We start from the raw sequence: 18,947 nt of genomic DNA, 5'->3' as shown, positions 1-18,947 counted from the left end.
CTATCCACTCCCTTACATAAACAACAAATAGCTTGAAGTGTTCTTTTTCCTGCCAGTTAAAGCAACCTGAGCAGTAGCTGAATCAGAATTATCAGGATTATTAGCCCGATAATAAATCTTATAATCCCCGTCACCTGTTTACCTCCGTTTGTAGATATATAATTTATAAATATACAAATTATATATAAATAAAAATATGAATTTCATATAATTTAAAGCTTGAGCATAAAAGAGCATAAAAGGATAAAGACTTTAAAAATTATAGAAGCCCGACAATAAACATAAGTAAACCGGAAAATACAGGAATCAAGAAATTATCGTTGAGAAAAAACCTTAATGCTGCCTGAGAGTTAAGTTCCCTTATTGTCTGTAAATCCACAGCGCTTTCCAGTAACATTCCTCCTGCTGACCCGGCAAAAGCCTGAACAGGAGTCACAAAAAACAACGAAGCAAGGAAAGCAGACACAATGCCGGCAAATGTCCCTTCTACGGTTTTTTGCTCCGAATAAGGCAGTTTATGCCTGCCTACGGTTACACCTGTAATGGTTGCTACCGAGTCTCCAAAACCGACCACTGCAATCGAAGCATACACTATTTCTTCAGGGAAAAGAATCAGAGAAGCGACTATTCCGCAAACAAGCAGGATAGTCCCTTTAAGAGGGATGTTCTGCTTTCCAGGCCGTCCCCATCTGCACAGAAGAGCAGAAAGTGAGGGTGGAAGCTTTTCCTTTACAATTACATAAGAGATTGCCAGATAGAAAACAAGCAGAAATAGCAGAATCCACAATGCCTTATCCCCTGTTGCATAAATGAAAAAGATAAAAAAGAGTCCCGTAAAAAGATGTATTAGCTGGCGTTCAAGCTCACCCTTAAGAGAAGACTTTTTGTCGCGATACTTACATCTGGCTCCTTCCTGATTCAGGTCTACCATAGAATCACTTCATGAGTTGCACCTGCTTAAGTCCACTCAATTAACCGGATGATTCCTAAACGGATTTGCGGAATAGAGTAAGAAATATAATCGAATAAATCCGATGATGCCTTAACTCCTGCTTATTAAGAGAATTATTTCGTTGAATATAATAAATGTATGCAGAATAAATATACAAATTAGGCTTATTCACCAATACAGCTAATTTCACCAATAAAACTGATATTCCCTGAAGTGCTCTCGTGCAGGATACTCATGCATTAATTTTCTGGTTATTTCTACAGCTTTAAGAACTAAATACTTCGAAATCCAGTACTAGTGAGGGATAAAATGCCAACAATAGTTCACTTTGATATTCCGGCAGATGATTCTGAGAGGGCAAAAAATTTTTACTCCAGACTATTTGGCTGGAAGTTTGAGAAGCCTCTGGAAACAATGGATTACTACCTGATAGAAACTGAGGGACTTAAAGGGGAATCCGGGCCTGGAGGAGGACTCGGAAAAAGACAAGGTGCAGACCAGAGAATAATGAATTATATCGGAGTTCCTTCAGTGGACGATTACCTCGAAAAGGTAGAAAAACTCGGAGGCAGAGTGCTTATGCCAAAAACCTCTGTCTCTGGATGGGGGTATCTTGCAATCTGTATGGACACTGAAAGCAATACCTTTGGGCTCTGGCAGGATGAGGAAAAGACAGAATGAATGAAAAGACAGAACTGTTTTGCTATCATGAATCTCAGTAAAAAGAGGAATATAGCCCTTTACTAAAAAAACTGAGGTAGCTATTTAATGAATAAGGTAAAATCTTCTGAATTCCTGGATATGACCCTTCCTGTTATCTTAAACCCTTTTTCTTCCCAGGAAATAGTAAAGGACTACTCCAAAAATAGATAGCAGGACAATAATAAGTATCCAGAAAACCATTATCACAGGAGTAAGCTTCCTGTTCCGGGTGAATACATCATAAAGAACCACCGCAAGCGAGATAATTACTGAGACAACCCATATCGTAATCAATGTATCAGATACCAGCTTTTATTCCCCCTATAAAAGAGATCTCGGAAGAAATATTATCAAATGCAATCTATACTCCGATTTGAGCAACATTCTCCTCTACCGTTTTTATCTGTATTGCCGTTTTTACCTGTATTGCCGTTTTTACCTGTATTGCCGTTTTTATCCATAATAAGAGAATTATATATTATAATAAATAATGATATTCATACTCAAAAATCATTATATATCTCAAGAAGGGAGAAAAAGAAAAAAGAAACTAAAGCAGATATGCTTAAGTAGAAAATAAATTGCAGAAATTGATTAGAGGTTCAGAGCTCTTCTGGCAGTTTCCAGTTTTGCTTTCAATATCTGATTATTAAAAGGTTTCTTAAGGTAATCATCCGCGCCTGCCTTAAAACCCATCTCAATATCTTCGTCCAGATCCCTGCCGGTAATGAGGATGACATAAGTGCCGGTGCTTATCCTGGAATCCGCCCTTATTTTTTGACAAACCTCTATGCCTTTCATTTTAGGCATTTCCCAATCCAGAATTGCAATCCACTGAGGGTTACTTCCTCTCAAAACTTCCCAGGCTTCGCTTCCATTTTTAGTTGAAACTACTTCGTAACCCCACCTTACCAGGGTGTTCTTAAGGTATAAATTAGAGATAGGTTCATCTTCAGCAATCAGAACTTTCAAAAACCCACCTTCTGCTGAAAACAGGATATTGAAATCAGCAAAGTCAATTGGTCTTGTTTTCCAGATACCTGATAAGAACAGGCTCAAGCTCTTCAAGCCGGGCTTTAAGCTCTCCAAATTTCCTGACAGCAAACTCCGGTTTGTTTTCTCTTCCTGCCCTCTCAAGGTCATTAGCAGCCCTGAAAACCCTGTTTGCTCCTATACTTCCGGCTGCACTTTTTAAAGTGTGAGCACTTTCTCTGAGCTCCTCAGTTTCTCCTGCTTCTATAGCTTTACCCATAGAATCCAGTAACTCAGGAAATATATCAAGGAAAAGCCTGACCATTTCCCTTAAGAGTAATTCATCTCCCTCTGTCCTTTCAAGCACTTCTTCCAGGTTAAAGATCTGATCTTCTGAAAAACCGCACGTTAATCTTTCCCTGTCAATGGAGTTTTCCACTATGTTAGAAGATACTTTTTCCCCACAGATAGATATCTTTTTCCCACGCGAGTAAGAGGGGTCGGACTTCTCACCTGAAGCTAATATTTCCTGAGTAACTTCCCTGGGCCTGATGCCCTCCAGGACAGTAAAAAGTTTTTCCTTTTTCAGAGGTTTCGAAATGTAGTCGTTCATACCTGCTTCAATACATTTCTCTCTATCCTCTTTCAGAGCCCGGGCAGTAAGGGCTATTATCGGAATTTCATGCCATCTTGCATCGGAAGAAGGATCCCTTATCCTTCGAGTAGTTTCAAGCCCGTCCATGACAGGCATCTGAACATCCATCAGCACTGCATCAAAATCCCTTCTGGAAAGGATATCAAGCGCATCCCTCCCATTAGTAACAAGGGTAAGACTATGCCCTTTTTTCTCAAGAAGACTTACAATTAATTTTTGGTTTATCGGGTGATCCTCGGCAAGAAGAATTCTCAGACTCTTTCCAGAAGATATCATGCTTCCGAACGCATTTCCACCTATACTTTTACTTCCCTGAAATTTGAACGAGCTTTCCAGATTCCTGCTTTCCTGCCCACAGTCCTCCTTATCCGGTCCTCTCTTTACCCTGACAGTGAAATAAAAAGTGCTTCCTTTCCCTACCTCGCTTTCTACCCAGATCCTGCCGCCCATAAGCTCGACAAGCTGGGAAGAAATTGCAAGTCCAAGCCCGGTTCCACCGTACTTTCTTGTGACAGAGGCGTCAACCTGAGTGAAAGCGTCAAATATTTTATCAATCTTTTCAGGAGGAATTCCGATCCCTGTATCCCTTACTTTAAAAAGGAGTGCCACTTCTTCCCCGATAGGTTGTGCCATTTCTTCCCCGGCACTGGAATTCGATAGCGCATAGTTTCTATCAGATGGACTGTATGCTTCAACTGAAAGGACAATTTCTCCTTCTTTAGTAAACTTTATTGCGTTACCAAGAAGGTTGAACAGAACCTGTTTAAGACGAACAGGATCTCCTGAGAAGGTGGACGGCAGGCTCTCTTCAACACAATAAGCCAGTTTTAACCCGTTTGAGCCTGTCTTTCCGGAAAGCAGGTTAATAATATGAAATATAAGGCTTTTAAGATCGAAATTTATCTGTTCAAGCTCGATTTTATTCTGTTCTATTTTTGAAAAATCAAGCACATCGTCAATTGTAGAAAGCAAAGATTCCGCAGAAATGTGGGCAAGCTGAAGATATTCTCTCTGTTCGTCGGTAATGTCAGTTTCCAGCAGGAGTTCCAGCATTCCCAGAACCGCATTCATTGGAGTGCGTATTTCATGGCTAACATTTGCCAGAAATTCTCCTTTTGCCCGGTTTGCAGTCTCTGCTAACTCTTTTGCTTTAAGGAGCTGCTCCTCCATAAGTTTTCTATCCGTAATGTCCTGAGTTGTCCCGAATATCCTGATAGGGGTTCCTTTCTCGTCAAGGCTGATTTCTCCCTGGTCATGGACATAACGCACCGAGTCGTCAGGTCTGATAATGCGGTACTCAGAATTAAAAAGATGCTTCTCCTGTAGTGTATTTCGCAGTGCTTCCAGAACGCGCTCCCTGTCCTCAGGATGAATCCGGAAAATCAGTTCATTGAGAGAAAAACTTTTATCAGGATCATAACCCCATATGGTTTTCAGTTCATCTGACCAGAAAATTTCTCCGTTCCGTGCGTCCCATGAATAACTGCCCAGACGGGCCATTGTCTGAGCTCTCGCGAGATTGGATTCGCTTCTCTTCAGGGCATTTTCAGCAGTTTTTTTGTCCGTAACGTCCGTTGTTGTCCCTATAACATGAACAAGCTTACCTTCCTGGTTTCGGTGAGCTCTCCCCTTAACAAGAAAATGACGAATAACGCCATCAGTCCTGCTTATATCATGTTCAAACTCATAGTTGTCGGTCTTTCCATTTACAATTTCCTGTATCATCTCCAGCATCCGTTTTTCATCATTAGAGGGCATGATCCTGCTGGAGAGTTCGAGCAAACTGCTATAGGTCTGGAAGAATTCTTCCCTCGATACACCCACCAGACGAAAGAGGTTGTCATCCCAGGTCATGGAGTTACTGAGAACGTCCCAGTCCCATATTCCCATCCCCGTAGCCTCGAGTGCCATGTCAAGACGTTCTTTAGCTTCAGAAAGTTCGAGGGTTCTGTTCCTAAGTTCCTCTTCTACCTGCTTGAACCGGGTAATATCAACAAAAGAGCCAGTAAGCCCAATGGGAAGACCCACGCTGCTCTTTGTAAGATTTAGTGAAGCATGCGCATAAAACAGCTTTCCATCACTTTTTCTGGCCAGAAGCTCTCCAATCCACTCCCCTTTTTCCAGGCACTCCTTCTCGGCCTGCATAAGTTCAGCTGAAGAATTCAAGAATTCAGAAATATGCCTGCCCAGAAGCTCTTCGGCTCTGCCGTATCCCCACATTCTGATAAAAAAAGGATTTACATATCTCAAATTTCCATCAAAATCCATAGTTATGAGGCCGGTAACTGAAGAATCGGCTGTCCAATCAGGACTGCACAGCTTTTCCTCCAAGTGAAACTCTTGCCGAGTCTCAGTTTCTCCTTTTTCGGCTCTTTCTTTCTCACTTATGTCCCCAATATTCTCACCCTCACAACAACCTGTATAGTTATTTTTCAAAATAACCTGCCGTATAAAAAGATATGGTCATTCGATATATAAACTTGAGTAAATATTAATGAAGTTTAAAAAGTCCTTTCGTTTGAAGAGTAGATTTCAGAAACTCGAAATGAAAAATATAAGGATGAAAGGATGGACTGAAAAGAACCTGCCGTAAAAATAAAAGGAAAAGGATTTAAGTCTTAACCGGCAAGAATTTTCTGTATTAAAGTGAAACTAATCTATGAAGCAGATATATGGAGAAAGGTTGCTTATCGAGGAAAATACCTATCGCAGCTATTTCAGTCCAGAAGCGTAAAGTACATTCTCCTGTTGCTTTTTCCTTTGTTCTGGAGCTTCTCGATTTTTATTCCCTTTATCTCTCCCGTATTTTTAAGGTGTGTCCCTCCACAGGCTTCAATTGTCACACCTTCAATTTCAACAAGGCGGACTTCAGTGATCTCTTCGGAGAAACCTTTGGCGAGTGTGGTGAGCCTTGAAAGTTTTTCTTCAGCTTCCTCGCGGCTGACAAGATAAAGGTTTACAGGATGGTTCCCGGCTATTATTTCGTTTGCTATTCTTTCATACTCGGAAAATTTATCCCTATCAAATGCTTCAAGGCTGAAGTCAACCCTGCTCTGATCCAACCCGAGCTGGTTTCCGGTAATCTGAGCTCCTGCTTCTTTTTCGATCACGTTTGCAATTACATGGGTTGCAGTATGCATGCGCATGTGCCTGTAGCGGCAGTCCCAGTCGATAATCCCTTTTACCTTATCTCCGACTTTCAAGCCTTCGGATTCGGTTTCACCTGCAAGAGCGATCTCATGGCTTATGTCCCCATTGAACTTACCGACATAAATAACCTCAAACTCAGCCCCATCTTCCTCCCGAATCAACTTTCCGGTATCACTGGGCTGACCTCCGCTTTCGGGATAGAAAGCCGTCCGGTTAAGAACAACGTACTTGCCTTCCGTCACTTTTTCAACGGTTGCTTCGAACTCTTTCAGATAACAGTCAAGAAAGTAAAGTACTTCTGTCATTGGCAAACCTCTCTTCTCAAAAATATATTATCAGGTAAATTGATATTCCTTTAAAAGAGTTTCCAAATTTTGCTTTAAAGGAGTCTTTAAAGAATCGTTGGAGAATACAATTAATATAAGCACTTATTCACTAATGTACTGACTATCAGATGATATATCAGTCTATATTTGATATCTACTTAACCGAACATTAGCCGTGTACTTCAGGAAAGGGTAATTTTCGATATATAAACAAGTATGATGCTAATCTGGCAATAAGCGGGGAGGAGTCACTGCCATAAGGAAGATCTCCTATCCCTCTGCCTTCTGAATCCGACCCCTCATAGTCTGAGTAAAAATTTCCAAATCGGCTCTTGTAGATCCCGCCGTTATAGAGATAACATACTTCTGTAGCCCTGTTCCAGTTATTTGAAAGTCCTGCTTCTCCTGAGGAATTTTGATTGAAATTTTCATTGAGACTTTCATTGATATTGATGCTATTATCAAATTCGTTTTCAAAGATTGTGTTCAGGGAAGAATCTGTTAACCTGAGACCTTCCGTATTGTTTGAGAGATTATTTCCTGTAAGAGTGTTAGTCAACTACCTCCCCCTAAAGGAGGAGGCTTGGATATCAAGTATCCGTATGGATGGTTGACAAACATCCCTGAGATTCTAAGATATACCTGGAATCTCGTGTTCTATGTTCTATGTTGCGAGCACTATTCAAATCTGCATTTAACTCAAACCCACAAGTTTCACAGTGGAATCTTAATCCTTTTCTATTATTTTTAGAGATGTGGTTACATCTATTACAAGTTTGAGATGTGTATTCAGGATTAACATACTCAACTAAAATCCCTACTTGTTTAGCTTTATAATCAACGAAGCTCTGTAATTGTCTGAAAGCCCAACTGTTATGTAAATAACGTTGTTTCTTTCTGAGTTTTCCATTAGTATTCTCTCGAATGTCGGTTAGATCTTCAAGACCAATTACAGATACCTTTTCCTGAACTGCAAATTTAACGATAGCTTTAGAGATGCAATGGTTAACATCTTTCATAAAACGTTGCTCTTTACCTGCTAAGCGTTTTAACACTCTTTTAGCTGATAAAGTTCCCTTAGATTGTAACCTTGCTCTCATTTTAGAATAGATATTACGCTTGTTTTTTATTTCTCCACCTGCAAAAAACTTACATTTTTTGTCAGTAGTAGAAGCAACAGCAAGATAGTTAATTCCAACATCTACACCCATAAAAGTAGATGCTTTTTCTATCGCGGGTTCTTCTATTTCCTGAGAAACTGTTAGATGGAAATAGTAATCTCCGTTATAATGTTTTACAACTTTAGAAGCTGCAAACTTCCAAGGTTCTTTAAAATATTGCAGAGCATAATCATAGTTCTGAATTTTGTATGTTTTCCTTCCTGAACTAAATGTAGTTATGCTAACTGAATCTTCCGTTATTGTATAATCTCTTTTATAAGAAAGAGTCATGGAAGACGGAGTATAAACTAACTTCTGCCATTCTGATTTTTTACATTTAATTTGATCAGAAAGAGTTTTATAAGATCCTGCAACTTGTCTAGGGATGTTACAACTTACCTGAGATTTTAATCCTAGTTTTTCTCTCAGATAACCATATACAATTCTCTGTAATTTTCTTGCAGGAATTACTTTTCCATTCTGAAAGACTACTTCTGAAACATAGTTCATTCCTTCAGAATATTTCTGCATGGTTTCCACTAAGTCATTATCAACATCTATAATTTTTAGTTGTATTGTTTTAGTGGATTCCATAGTATATTACATTCACACGAAAGTATTTACAGTTTGCGTGTGAATTGTACTATTGCAGGGATTGAACACGACTATATTTTCCCTGTATGTTCCCGATATACAAGAATGGAATCTCCTGGCCTACTGTTGTTTATCTCCTCCGAGACTGAAGAGAAATCCCCGCTTCCGTCAGTATTCACAATCAAAATAGAAGGAGTTCCTGATGCCTGTTCGTACATCCTGAGAGCATCCACAAGCCCGTATCCGAAAATGGTATCATATCCGGGATCACCGAGGTCTGTTGAAGAAGTATAAAGCAGCCGCCTTATATCCATAGCTGATTTTTCCGGAAAAGCACTCCAGACAAGAGCCGAAATAGCTGCAACATGAGGGGAAGAGGCACTCGTACCGTAAAATTGCTCAGAAATCCCGCCCTTACCTGTGATACTTACGCCGTCAAGCCCTGAAAGGTCAGCTTTCTGACGAACTTCCGGGGAAGGGTAGGAAATCGTAACTGGGCCAATAGAAGAAAAAGACTCGATCTCATAACCCCCGGATTCTCCAGTCCTGACTGCTCCGACGGTTACTACTTCAGGAAGGGCAGGGTGTCCGAAAATCGAGTCTTCGGCAACGATATTTTCAGGGTTAACTGTTACTCCAGGCCAGTAGTAGATGTAAAGCTCGAGTTCTCTTGCTTCCCCTGAGGTCCTTTTGACTTCTATAGAAGCGTGGAGAGTGTTTTCTCCGTTATTGACATACGTTATGTACTCAAGAGGAAGGTCGTCTCCGTCCTGATAGACCTCACTGGATGCGATGGTCTCCGAAGTTTCTCTATTTTTAAGGTAAAGGTCATAGTTATTTCCCGAGTGTTCCCATTTGTCGTTCCACTGGAGAAAAACCCATACCTCGCCCGAAGGCTGGATTTCGAGTTGCAGGTTCTCTGTCTCTCCCTGCCCACTGCTGAAGTCGTGCCATCCACTCCCATTGTCATAGAAAAGACCCTGGTAGTGGCAGTCTCCTGAGTTTCCCGCAGAGCTTATATAAAGAAGGTCATGCTCTTTTATGACCTTTTTTACGTGGTCTGCTACTATCCCGTCTTCAAAGAAAGGTTCGGAAGGCCAGCCTATATCATCGCAAATGACAGTGCAGCCTTCGTTAACAAGGGCATCGACTGCCCTGTTGAACTCAAGCCTGCTGGATCCGCAGTCATGAAAATACAGCTTTGCTCCGGGCGCTATATCATGGGCGATTTCAAGCATAATCGTGCCTTCATTTCCCCCGATCTTATTGCTCAGTATATGCACATCGGAAGGAACATCACCCGTAGCCTGTGCATCCTCCAGGCTGTCTACACCATCAGATATAATTCCGATTTTTATACCGGTCCCGTTTACACCATAAAACTCCCTGAGGCTGGAAGATTTAAGAATCAGATCTCCCTCTGAAACCGTGTTTCCCTGCCTGACAAAAGGAGGAAGAACCGTTTGAATACTCCTTACTTCAGGAAGAGAAGCAAGAATCTCAAGAGATTCGAGCGGCACCCATGCCACAGCGAGATGGTTTTCTTCATCTCTTTCCTCAACCTCACAATATCCGTCAAGTATGCTGCTGTTTGCATAAGGCTCCAGATAAATATACACATAAACCTTTTCAGCCGAAGAGAAAGAGGACTTGCTGGCACTGTACTCCAGATCCGCTGAATCCCTCTGGTATTTTTCTGCTGAATGGGATGTCCTTCTTAAAACGGGGTCTATTTGACTTAACTGCCCAAGTTTTATCATACGAGCTCGCAGAGTCTCTGAAGACTCTTCTTCTGACAGGTAGCGTTCGTCATAGAGCTGCAGCAAATCCTTCGAAAGCTTTTTCTGATCAGGGCTTAAAGACTCTTCGGAGGAATTAATTTCCTTCCCGGTATCTGTCAGGGAAATACTGCTGTTTCTACTCTCGTTTCCAGCCGGAACTAGTTCAGCTGCAGAAGCCTTTTGCACATCTGAAAAACAGGAAATCAGGGCTCCTGACAGAAGAACAGAGAACAGAAGGACATTAACAAGTAAACGAAACAATATTTTATCCATAGTGACCAGTGAATTAGTTTTTTAAATTCCCGAAAAGCTTCCAGCAGTTACCCAAAACGCACAGGTAACAGGTATGTAACAGATAACAATCTGAAAAAAGCTCTCGGTCCCCCATGAAATTAAATTCCCAGACTAAAATTAAAGAACTGATAAATTATAAACTAATAAGATAGATTGATAAGATAAATTGTTAAGAACTGATAAGATAAACTGTTAAAAACTGATAAGATAAACTGTTAAGGCTAAACCGCAGGAAACTACTATAATTTTCCAAATAGTTTTACTCTTTTTTGGTGCCTTTTCATGTGTTCAGGTTATCCTATACATCTTTAAGTTTGGGTTCTTCCTGGCAGGAAGTCCGGTTACAGCTTCATCAGGCACGGATATCTGAAATATCAAGGCAGGAACAGAATTTTCACATTGCTGTCAATTACGGAAACACTGGCTTGAAGTTTTTCTTCTCCTGCTTTGAGCTCTTCTTTTAAGGCAACCAGTTTCTTTTCGGAACTTTCGATCTCTTCTTCAAGCAGACGGATTCTTGTGAGAAGTTCCGTTTCTTTATGTTCGAGTCCGGCAAGTTCTCCGGTATCCGAGCCTGCAAGTTCGGATTTTTTGGCTTTAAATGCCTTCCGGGCTTCAATATACTCTCTTTTCTTCTCCTCAAAGCCCGAAACTGCAGACCGGATCTGTGCCAGGGATTTCTCTTTCTTTTGGATTTGTATATCAAGAGCAGGATCTTCGAGAACCTTCTGGAGCTCAGGGAAAAAGGAAGGGTCAAGATTTGCCGGGGTTTCAAGGCAGATGTCAAGCTGCCGCTTTACCTCTGGCTTTAAAGTATATTTGCCGCTTTCATGAAGTTTCTTTATTCTTGAGAGGTTGCCTGAAAAAGGCAGGATAAGGGAATTCAGGCCTGTTTCAGCTTTTTTGAGTCTGTCCCCGGCCAGAGCTAATTCTTCCTGAAGACCTTGCAGTTTTTGCCAGGTTTCTCCCTGTTTGAACTCTTCTAGAGTTTTACCGATTCTGGCAGCTTCGTCTCTTAAAGCCTGAATTTTCTGGTTTTTAGATTCGAGTTCACGGTTTTCAGCCTCTATTGAGGCAAATAGTTCCCGAATCTCTTTTAAATATTTAGAAATTACCTTAATGGCTTCCATTTCCTGATTATGGCCCAGAACCGTTTTTCCGAGCTCGTTGAGGACCTGGCCTAGCCTGCCAAGGCTTTCAGTAACATCTTTTGACTCCTGAGGAAAGACAGCTCTGGTGTACCGGAAGCTTCGGTCCATATTTTCAAGGCAGGTGTTCAGGTTCTGCATAGCTGCCTCATGAAACCCTTTAAGCGCCCCAAAGTCCATGTTTTCCGGAACTTCGAGTTTATCTATGAATACCCCTACCTGCTTTGTTACGTTTTCGCGGTTACTTTTTGCTCGTTTTACAGCCCTGATATCAAAATTTCCCTCAACTTTTGCTTCCAGAAGCCTGGCATTGCTTTCTTTAAGTTCGGAAATCGAAGCCTCAAGCTCTTTGAAAAGGCCCGATACATCTTTTTCTATCTCAGAAGATATTTTTTGAGAATTTACCTCCAGCCATGCGGGCAGTTCAGCAAAATCGATTTCACTGGAAGTAGTTGTCTCGTGCGTGCTTTCTTGTTTTCCAAAGAGCTTTTTGATCCACTTCAATTTAGGCCTCTCCTGAGTTTCATGAGGTAACAAATATATTGAGCCATTGATACTGAGCCACTAAGCCAGTAAATCTACAGACTAATAATTTTATGATATTTCTAACTCGATAAGGTTTACATACCTGAGATAATTAATATTAATAAAGTAAATAATTTAGTGGAGTTGATACTTTGGTGAGATTATTCGAGGCACATTTCTTTAGTCCCTGTATATGTTAAAGTTTGCTCTATGTAATTATGTTCCTTAAATCTGTTCCTGATCAAGAACAAAATGCACTGGACAGGGGAATAAGAAATCCTATTTATTTTTTCTGCAACCGAGGTAAAAGAGCTATAAGATAGAAAGTAGGAGGTAAAAAATGGACGGCGGAACAAGTAGTGGAATAATTGAACAGATGATTCCGTATATTTTGAATCATAGGGCAGGTAATATACAATAAGAGTACGGTTTCACAAAAACATATTCCATCAAAAATAAAGGGAAGATTATCTTCCCAGGAATTTGTTTATAATCTCTAAGATACTATCCATTAATCTATAATTTTCGAGAATCCCTGTAGCTGTAGCATTACCAGCACTTCTGACTTCAGTTGCGACAGATTCTTCAACAGGCTCTGAAGTTAAAGCGGAACCTTCTGTATCTCCCGCTATAACGAATGAAGAAAAGCCAGAAGTTCCTGCTGTAAAATGCAGGTAATTGTCATCTTCACCTGTTACGATTGGAGTAAGTTCAATCCATTCTTTACCATCTTCATCATGCTTATATAGATTAACGGAAGACTGATCAATATTGTTTTCATCAAGCCAAGACTTTTCTACTTTGAAGGCCACTGTTGCATTCTGGATTTTATCCGATTCTCCGTATCCAGCATTTCCTACCCACACATTGAAGGACTTATACATAGTTCCTTCAGGAAGACCTGTAACGAGAGAAGACTTGTTTTTCAGGTTCTCTACAATAGCTGTAGTCTTTCCCATGGTTTTCTTGGATTCAAAGCTAATAGATTCAACCACAGTTACATCGTTTGTAAAGTTGAAATGAACCTGTTTTCCGTTTGGAATGAACACTTTAGTTGTGTCTTTGAACTCTACATTCTTTTGGGGTTCCGGAGATCCGCCGGTTCCGCCACCTGAGCTCCCGGAACTATGATGGCTGCCACCAGAGCTGTGAGACCCGCCTGATGAACTGGAAGAGTCCGAAGAACCGGAAGAATCACTGGAACTACTGGAACCGGAGGAACTACCAGAATCAGAAGAAGTGGACGAGTCCGAAGGTTCGTTGGAGTTGTTCTCATTACTGCTGTTTTCGCTATTATTACTATTTTCCTTCACAGTTATTGTAACAGTTTTTTTATCGGTTCCATTTTCGTTGCTCGCTATCAGGTTAACATTGTATGTCCCTGGGTTTGTAAACACATACGTAGGAGATACCTCACTGGAGTCACCCTGCCAGTCATTATTGAAGTCCCAGGTTCTTCCTGTTGAATACTGAGAAAGGTCTGTAAACTGGACTGCAAGAGGAGCATCACCACTGGTAACATTGGCGCTAAAGTTTGCAGCAGGAATTATGAGGTATGGTACCTGGATGTAACCTATAAACTTTCCACTGGAAGCCGGATTCATTCCTGCATTCACCGTGGTTATAACAGTATTTGTTTCAGTGTCAATTACTGAGATGTCGTCACTTACATGGTTCATGATGTATGCCTTTTTTCCATCAGGAGTGAGACCGACTCCAACAGGGTTTTCTCCGACCTCCACGATGGATACAACGGCATTTGAATTTGTGTTAATTATAGAAACAGTATCACCACCAGAATTGGCTACATAAACTTTTTCACCATTAGGGCTGACAGAGATATCCCCTGGTCCTGCTCCTACATTCACAGTCGCTGTAACAGTGTTTGTTTCAGTATCAATTACAGATATAGTGTTGATGCCGTAGTTCGCCACATACACCTTTGTTCCATCAGGACTGACTGTAATTCCTAAAGGAGTAACCCCAACATCTACTGTGGTTGTGATGGTGTTGGTAGCTGTGTCAATTATTAAAACGTTGTCGCTTCCGGAGTTAGCTACATATGCTTTTGTTCCATCGGGGGTAATTGCAATTCTATGGGAAGCGTTTAATCCATTTATTGTGGCTATAACAGTTTTTTTGTCCGTGTCAATCACATAGACATTACCAGGGGTCGAGCCGGTTACCGCATATAACTTTGTACCATCTGGAGTGATTGCAATTCCATTGGGACCTCCCCTGATCTTCACCGTGTCTGTAACAGTGTTGCTTGCCGTGTCTATTATGGAAATAGTATTATCCCCTGCATTGGCCACATAAACCCTTTTTCCATCCGGGCTGAATGTTACTCCCATTGAACCGAACCCGACATTCACCGTAGCTATAATGGTGTTTGTAAATGTGTCAATTACAGAAACAGTTCTTTCGATGTCGTTTGCGATATATGCATACGGGACATCTGCAACAGGTAAGTTAGGTTTCGTTTCTTCTTCCGAAATAGCGGCCATATATATATCGTCGTTTCCGTTACGATGGTCTCGCCATACTATCCTGTTACCGTAGATATAGGGAAAATACTGCTCTGAGCTATCAGTTGTAACCTGCGTTTCCTTGGAAGTTGAAAGATCATACATGTAGATATCCGGGTTTCCGTTGCGGTTATCCTGCCATACTATCCTGTCACCGTAGATAGCAGGGCTCCCTTGATATGATTCATTGGTAGTTATCCTAGTTTCCTTCGAAGTAGCGAGATCATACATGTAAATATCCGGGTTTCCGTTGCGGTTATCCTGCCATACTATCTTGTTTCCATAAATTGCAGGATTGGCCGCTTTCCCACTGTGGGAAATCTGAGTCTCTTCCGAAGTTGAGAGGTCATACATATAGATATTAGGAGTAGTCACTCCTTCGTGATAATCCACAAACACTGCTTTGTTTCCATAAAAAGCAGGACTATCTGCTGATCCGCTGTGGGTAATCTGAGTTTCTCTGGAGGTTGAGAGATCGTGCATGTAGATATCTAACTTTGCATTACTATTATCCATCCACACTATCCTGTTGTCATAGATGCTTGGAATAGATGCATACCCGCTGTGTGAAATCTGAGTTTCCTTAGAATTTGAGAGATCATACATGTAAATATCAGTATTGTGCTGTGTACCGGAAGAAACCATCCACACTATCCTGTTGTTATATACCGCAGGACCCGTTGCCGAGCCGCTGTTAGACATCTGCGTTTCCCTGGAAGTTGAGAGGTCATACATGTAGATGTCATTATTATTCTGTCCCTTGCGCCAGTCGGACCACACTATCTTATTGCCATAAATTGCAGGACCATTTGCTGTTCCGCTGTGAGTGATCTGAGTCTCAGTGATTACTGGCGAACTACTCGCAGTGGCTACCGATGTGGCAGGTAAAGTGAGATTCAAAAACAGTATCATAGCTATTGATACTAAAACTATTGAGTATCGTTTTTTGTTAATTTTTATCCTCTTCCCTTATTCCATTTAAAAAAATATAATTAATATATTCAAATAATGTATAAACAATTTAAATCTTTTTCTTTTTATTTTGATATTTTCAGAAATTTCTTACATACGGCTATTATGTTTTGAAGGAAAAAAGTAATAGAATCGTCTAGGTGGATAGAGTACCAAGACTACGAAATAAAATTATTCTAAGCCAATAATTTAGAAAACTATTGAATCTCTTTTTAGTCTTGGATAGTATTTCTCAGATTTAGGAAAATCTCTTAATAAATTATCACGTAATCAGTAAGTGTCTTTATAAATACTCAAAAACGATAAATAATATTTGGAGTTTAAAATCAGATATAGTTTCTGTAACATTTTCCTCAGTCATGACATTAAAATGTCCTTTCTAATGATTTTTGCAGTCACGTAATCGCATCTTTGTTTCCTTTAATACACACATATATTTTCAACTATATTTTCACTTAAAAACATTATTTAGAAGTTGTCAAGTAAAATTCTTAATAGTGGATATGAAAATTAACAGGACTCAAAGATTGGCGATATAGAAATCCAATATAATTCGCATGCAATATGCGGAAAACGAATGAGTAAATAGACTTCAATCTATTCAAGAGCTGATCCTAAACTTAGAATAAAGGAGGCAGGGATCGGGAAAAGGGAAAATGGAAGGAAGAGAAAGAGGATAAGATCCAGCTAGCCGGATTTTCATCTATATCAGCTCATTCAGAAATAATTTTAAAAAAGAAAATTATGCTAAATCTGGAAATTGAGAGTATAAAAGGGTTTTTAATCTAAATTTATGGGGTTAATCAATTGGGAGTCCCGTTTTTCCGTTTTTCCAAGTCTTTATAAAACTTGTTATTTGTTAATTTCCACTATAATACAAAAAGATTTTTAATAAGTAATTTCTTCTTTTATATTGGCCAGCTTCAAAAAAATTCTCCTTTCGCCTTCTATATAACTGAAGCTGGTCAATATACCGAACTTGTACTTATTACTTTCAGCTAGTGTGTCTATTACTTATAGAATTTATGAATGTTTTTATTTTTAAATTCTATAGGGTTAAAAATGTTTATAGCACATTGTCCAGCTTGTAGTACTGATGTTTACCATAAAATAAGGTTGCACGCTCTAAAATATTTGAATTTTGAAGGAGAGAAGGAGGTTTGTAGGTATGCGGTTGAGAATGTTGAAGTGACTGATACTTACTGAGAAGAACTGGTAAGGGGTGTTTTACAGAGGCTGCACAGGATCATTCATGATGGGATTGAGGCAAAATGTGTCCTAGCCAGGATTCTGAAGGAGAATTACGGGATTACAGGAGCTTGCTGTAGGGAACTTATTAAGAGGATTCAGCTTGAGCTTGATATGTACTGTCCAGATAGGAAGAGACTCTATTTTGTAGAATCCGATTGCTGTTAAAAATTGTTGGACAATACAGTTCTTATCTTTTTTGAGTTTTACAATTAGCGTTTTTTTAGCAGCAAATAAGGGTTTAATATAAACCTTTATAGAGTTAAAGAACGATAAACAGTATACATGTCCTTATGGTTTAATGTAATTCCATATACCGGTATAACCCTGTCCAGATTGATTTTCGCAATAGCAGTACTGATTGCAGGGTTTGTTTCAGTAAAATTTTTTGTTTATTTTTTCAGGAAAGGGGTACAGAAAACAAGACTGCCTGAGCTTACGACTCAGTTTCTGGCAAATTTCCTGAGAATTCTTCTGTATATTATAGTTGTCCTGGTATTTTTGAAAAGCCTGAACTTTGATGTGGACAGTTTTATAGTGGGCCTTTCTGCGATAATAGGCCTGGTCCTGGGACTTGGTATGCAGGATACCTTTACGAATATAACAGCCGGAATATGGGTTGCTGCAATCAGACCCATTGACAGGGAAGAAATAGTAGTTGTAAACGGACAGACAGGAAAAGTAAAGTCAGTAGGGATTATGTCAACGGAACTTCTGACCCCTGACAACCAGCTTATAACAATCCCGAATAAGCTTGTCTGGGGAAGTTCGATTGTCAATATGACCCGCATGCCTACGAGACGGGCTTCCGTGGATGTGGGCATCAGCTATTCTTCAGATATCGAAAAAGCTATCAAAATAGCCCTTGATCTTATGAAAGGGCACCCTCTTATACTCCAGGAACCCGAACCTGCAGTGGTCACAACCGAACTTGCGAGTTCTTCCGTAAATTTGCAGCTCAGGGCCTGGACAAAGACCGGAGATTTTATGGGTGTAAAGAATTCACTTACTGCCGGGATCTTTGAAGCTTACAGAAAAGAAGGAATTGAAATTCCGTTCCCGCAGATGGATATACATGTAAAGGAGATAAAAAGGGAAGCAAAGGAAATTCAAAAAGGCGTTGGAATAATAAATTTGGACTGATAGTGTTTGAATAAGAGAGCGAAACAAAAATAACCGGATAATAACAGAAAAAGCACAGTTACTGCGTTAACCTCAAAACACAAGCAGAGCTGTCATATCAAAAATTCAGACAGTTCTGCCCGGTTTCTTAAAATTGACTGCCAATTCCTGTATGAAAGAGCCAGAGGATCAACAAATTCCAGTCAATTATTTGTTCTGTTTCTAACAGATCTATTTTGTTTTTAGCAGGTTACATGAAACATTGCAGAAACCTTGCCTTCGATTTCATTCCATCGCTCAATTGCCCAGGGGGTAGGAAATAATTCGATTCCACATCTTTTTCCCCTGAAAAAATCTTCAGCTTCCTCGGAGAGTTCCACGAAACCTGTCTGCCCGGTTCCTATTATGATTTTTTGTGTTCCTTCCTCATAAATATGCTCTGCTTCTTCAAGAGAGATTTTATGGGAAGTCCCGTATTTTTCTTTTGAGAGCATTTTTTCCCGTTTTTCTATCCTGCCGTCAAGGCGAATAAGAATATCGTAATCAAAAGTCTCTCCTTCTACGATGATTGAACCAAAACTTGTGGAATCGATCTTTGGTTTCATAGTCTACCTCTCGAAATTAAAACTGAAGACGAAAATTATTTTTACAATTGTTTTGTGTGCTTCATATAAATAACAGGAAGCTTGCTCAGGGCATATAAACTAAGATCACTATTCTGGTCATAATTATTAGAAGAAGTATAGGTACTTATTTATATTTATTGAAAACAATTAATTAGTTAGACAATTTTGAAAAATAAAGTTGTACCCAGAGGT

The 18,947-nt window shown here is 40.0% G+C and carries 13 protein-coding genes; 2 read left to right on the top strand and 11 right to left on the bottom strand.

Translation table 11 applies throughout. The annotated features are described in order from the left end of the window. Positions 1 to 259 precede the first annotated feature (259 nt). Entirely contained in the window at positions 260 to 931 is a 672-nt protein-coding gene (locus MSHOH_RS06735) for a diacylglycerol/polyprenol kinase family protein (RefSeq protein ID WP_048138353.1), read from the bottom strand. A gap of 330 nt (positions 932 to 1,261) precedes the next feature. On the opposite strand from MSHOH_RS06735, the gene MSHOH_RS06730 reads away from it, so the two are divergent. Continuing rightward, on the top strand, positions 1,262 to 1,633 hold the full coding sequence (locus MSHOH_RS06730) for a VOC family protein (RefSeq protein WP_048138351.1): 372 nt from the start codon (positions 1,262 to 1,264) through the stop codon (positions 1,631 to 1,633). A 138-nt stretch (positions 1,634 to 1,771) separates the two neighbouring features. Here the strand turns inward: MSHOH_RS06730 and MSHOH_RS22650 are convergent, their stop codons facing one another. The 9 genes from MSHOH_RS22650 to MSHOH_RS22015 form a co-directional block, all read right to left on the bottom strand. After that, positions 1,772 to 1,948 carry a PLDc N-terminal domain-containing protein gene (locus tag MSHOH_RS22650; RefSeq protein WP_158024067.1) on the bottom strand — a complete coding sequence of 59 codons (177 nt, stop codon included), beginning with the start codon at positions 1,946 to 1,948 and terminating at the stop codon, positions 1,772 to 1,774. A 300-nt stretch (positions 1,949 to 2,248) separates the two neighbouring features. After that, on the bottom strand, positions 2,249 to 2,626 hold the full coding sequence (locus MSHOH_RS06725) for a response regulator (protein ID WP_048143253.1): 378 nt from the start codon (positions 2,624 to 2,626) through the stop codon (positions 2,249 to 2,251). A 43-nt stretch (positions 2,627 to 2,669) separates the two neighbouring features. Next, positions 2,670 to 5,717, bottom strand: coding sequence for a hybrid sensor histidine kinase/response regulator (locus MSHOH_RS22020; RefSeq protein WP_052730747.1), 3,048 nt, complete (start codon positions 5,715 to 5,717; stop codon positions 2,670 to 2,672). 281 nt (positions 5,718 to 5,998) lie between these two features. Further along, positions 5,999 to 6,736 (bottom strand): alanyl-tRNA editing protein AlaXM, encoded by a 738-nt coding sequence (gene alaXM, locus MSHOH_RS06715; RefSeq protein WP_048138349.1) that lies wholly within the window; start codon positions 6,734 to 6,736, stop codon positions 5,999 to 6,001. A 190-nt stretch (positions 6,737 to 6,926) separates the two neighbouring features. Beyond that, complete coding sequence (locus tag MSHOH_RS06710) at positions 6,927 to 7,316, bottom strand: NosD domain-containing protein (protein ID WP_048138347.1); 390 nt, start codon at positions 7,314 to 7,316, stop codon at positions 6,927 to 6,929. Between the two features lie 31 nt (positions 7,317 to 7,347). Beyond that, positions 7,348 to 8,511 carry an RNA-guided endonuclease InsQ/TnpB family protein gene (locus MSHOH_RS06705; RefSeq protein WP_048138345.1) on the bottom strand — a complete coding sequence of 388 codons (1,164 nt, stop codon included), beginning with the start codon at positions 8,509 to 8,511 and terminating at the stop codon, positions 7,348 to 7,350. Between the two features lie 71 nt (positions 8,512 to 8,582). Then, positions 8,583 to 10,565, bottom strand: a complete 1,983-nt coding sequence (locus MSHOH_RS06700; RefSeq protein WP_239451255.1) for a S8 family peptidase — start codon at positions 10,563 to 10,565, stop codon at positions 8,583 to 8,585. A 395-nt stretch (positions 10,566 to 10,960) separates the two neighbouring features. After that, the gene (locus tag MSHOH_RS06695; RefSeq protein ID WP_048138342.1) at positions 10,961 to 12,238 is read right to left on the bottom strand and encodes a coiled-coil domain-containing protein; all 1,278 of its coding nucleotides are present in this window, start codon (positions 12,236 to 12,238) and stop codon (positions 10,961 to 10,963) included. A gap of 488 nt (positions 12,239 to 12,726) precedes the next feature. Further along, a complete protein-coding gene (locus tag MSHOH_RS22015) occupies positions 12,727 to 15,687 on the bottom strand; it encodes a PGF-pre-PGF domain-containing protein (protein WP_162197612.1) in 2,961 nt (986 codons plus the stop codon). Between the two features lie 1,605 nt (positions 15,688 to 17,292). Between MSHOH_RS22015 and MSHOH_RS06680 the strand changes: the two genes are divergently transcribed. Then, positions 17,293 to 18,150 carry a mechanosensitive ion channel family protein gene (locus MSHOH_RS06680; protein WP_048138339.1) on the top strand — a complete coding sequence of 286 codons (858 nt, stop codon included), beginning with the start codon at positions 17,293 to 17,295 and terminating at the stop codon, positions 18,148 to 18,150. A 221-nt stretch (positions 18,151 to 18,371) separates the two neighbouring features. Here MSHOH_RS06680 and MSHOH_RS06675 read toward each other — a convergent pair whose 3' ends face one another. Beyond that, positions 18,372 to 18,734 (bottom strand): Mth938-like domain-containing protein, encoded by a 363-nt coding sequence (locus tag MSHOH_RS06675; RefSeq protein WP_048138337.1) that lies wholly within the window; start codon positions 18,732 to 18,734, stop codon positions 18,372 to 18,374. Positions 18,735 to 18,947: the final 213 nt, after the last annotated feature.

The sequence above is a fragment of the Methanosarcina horonobensis HB-1 = JCM 15518 genome (assembly GCF_000970285.1).
GTDB lineage: Archaea > Halobacteriota > Methanosarcinia > Methanosarcinales > Methanosarcinaceae > Methanosarcina > Methanosarcina horonobensis.
This window is presented reverse-complemented; position numbering and strand designations above follow the sequence as displayed.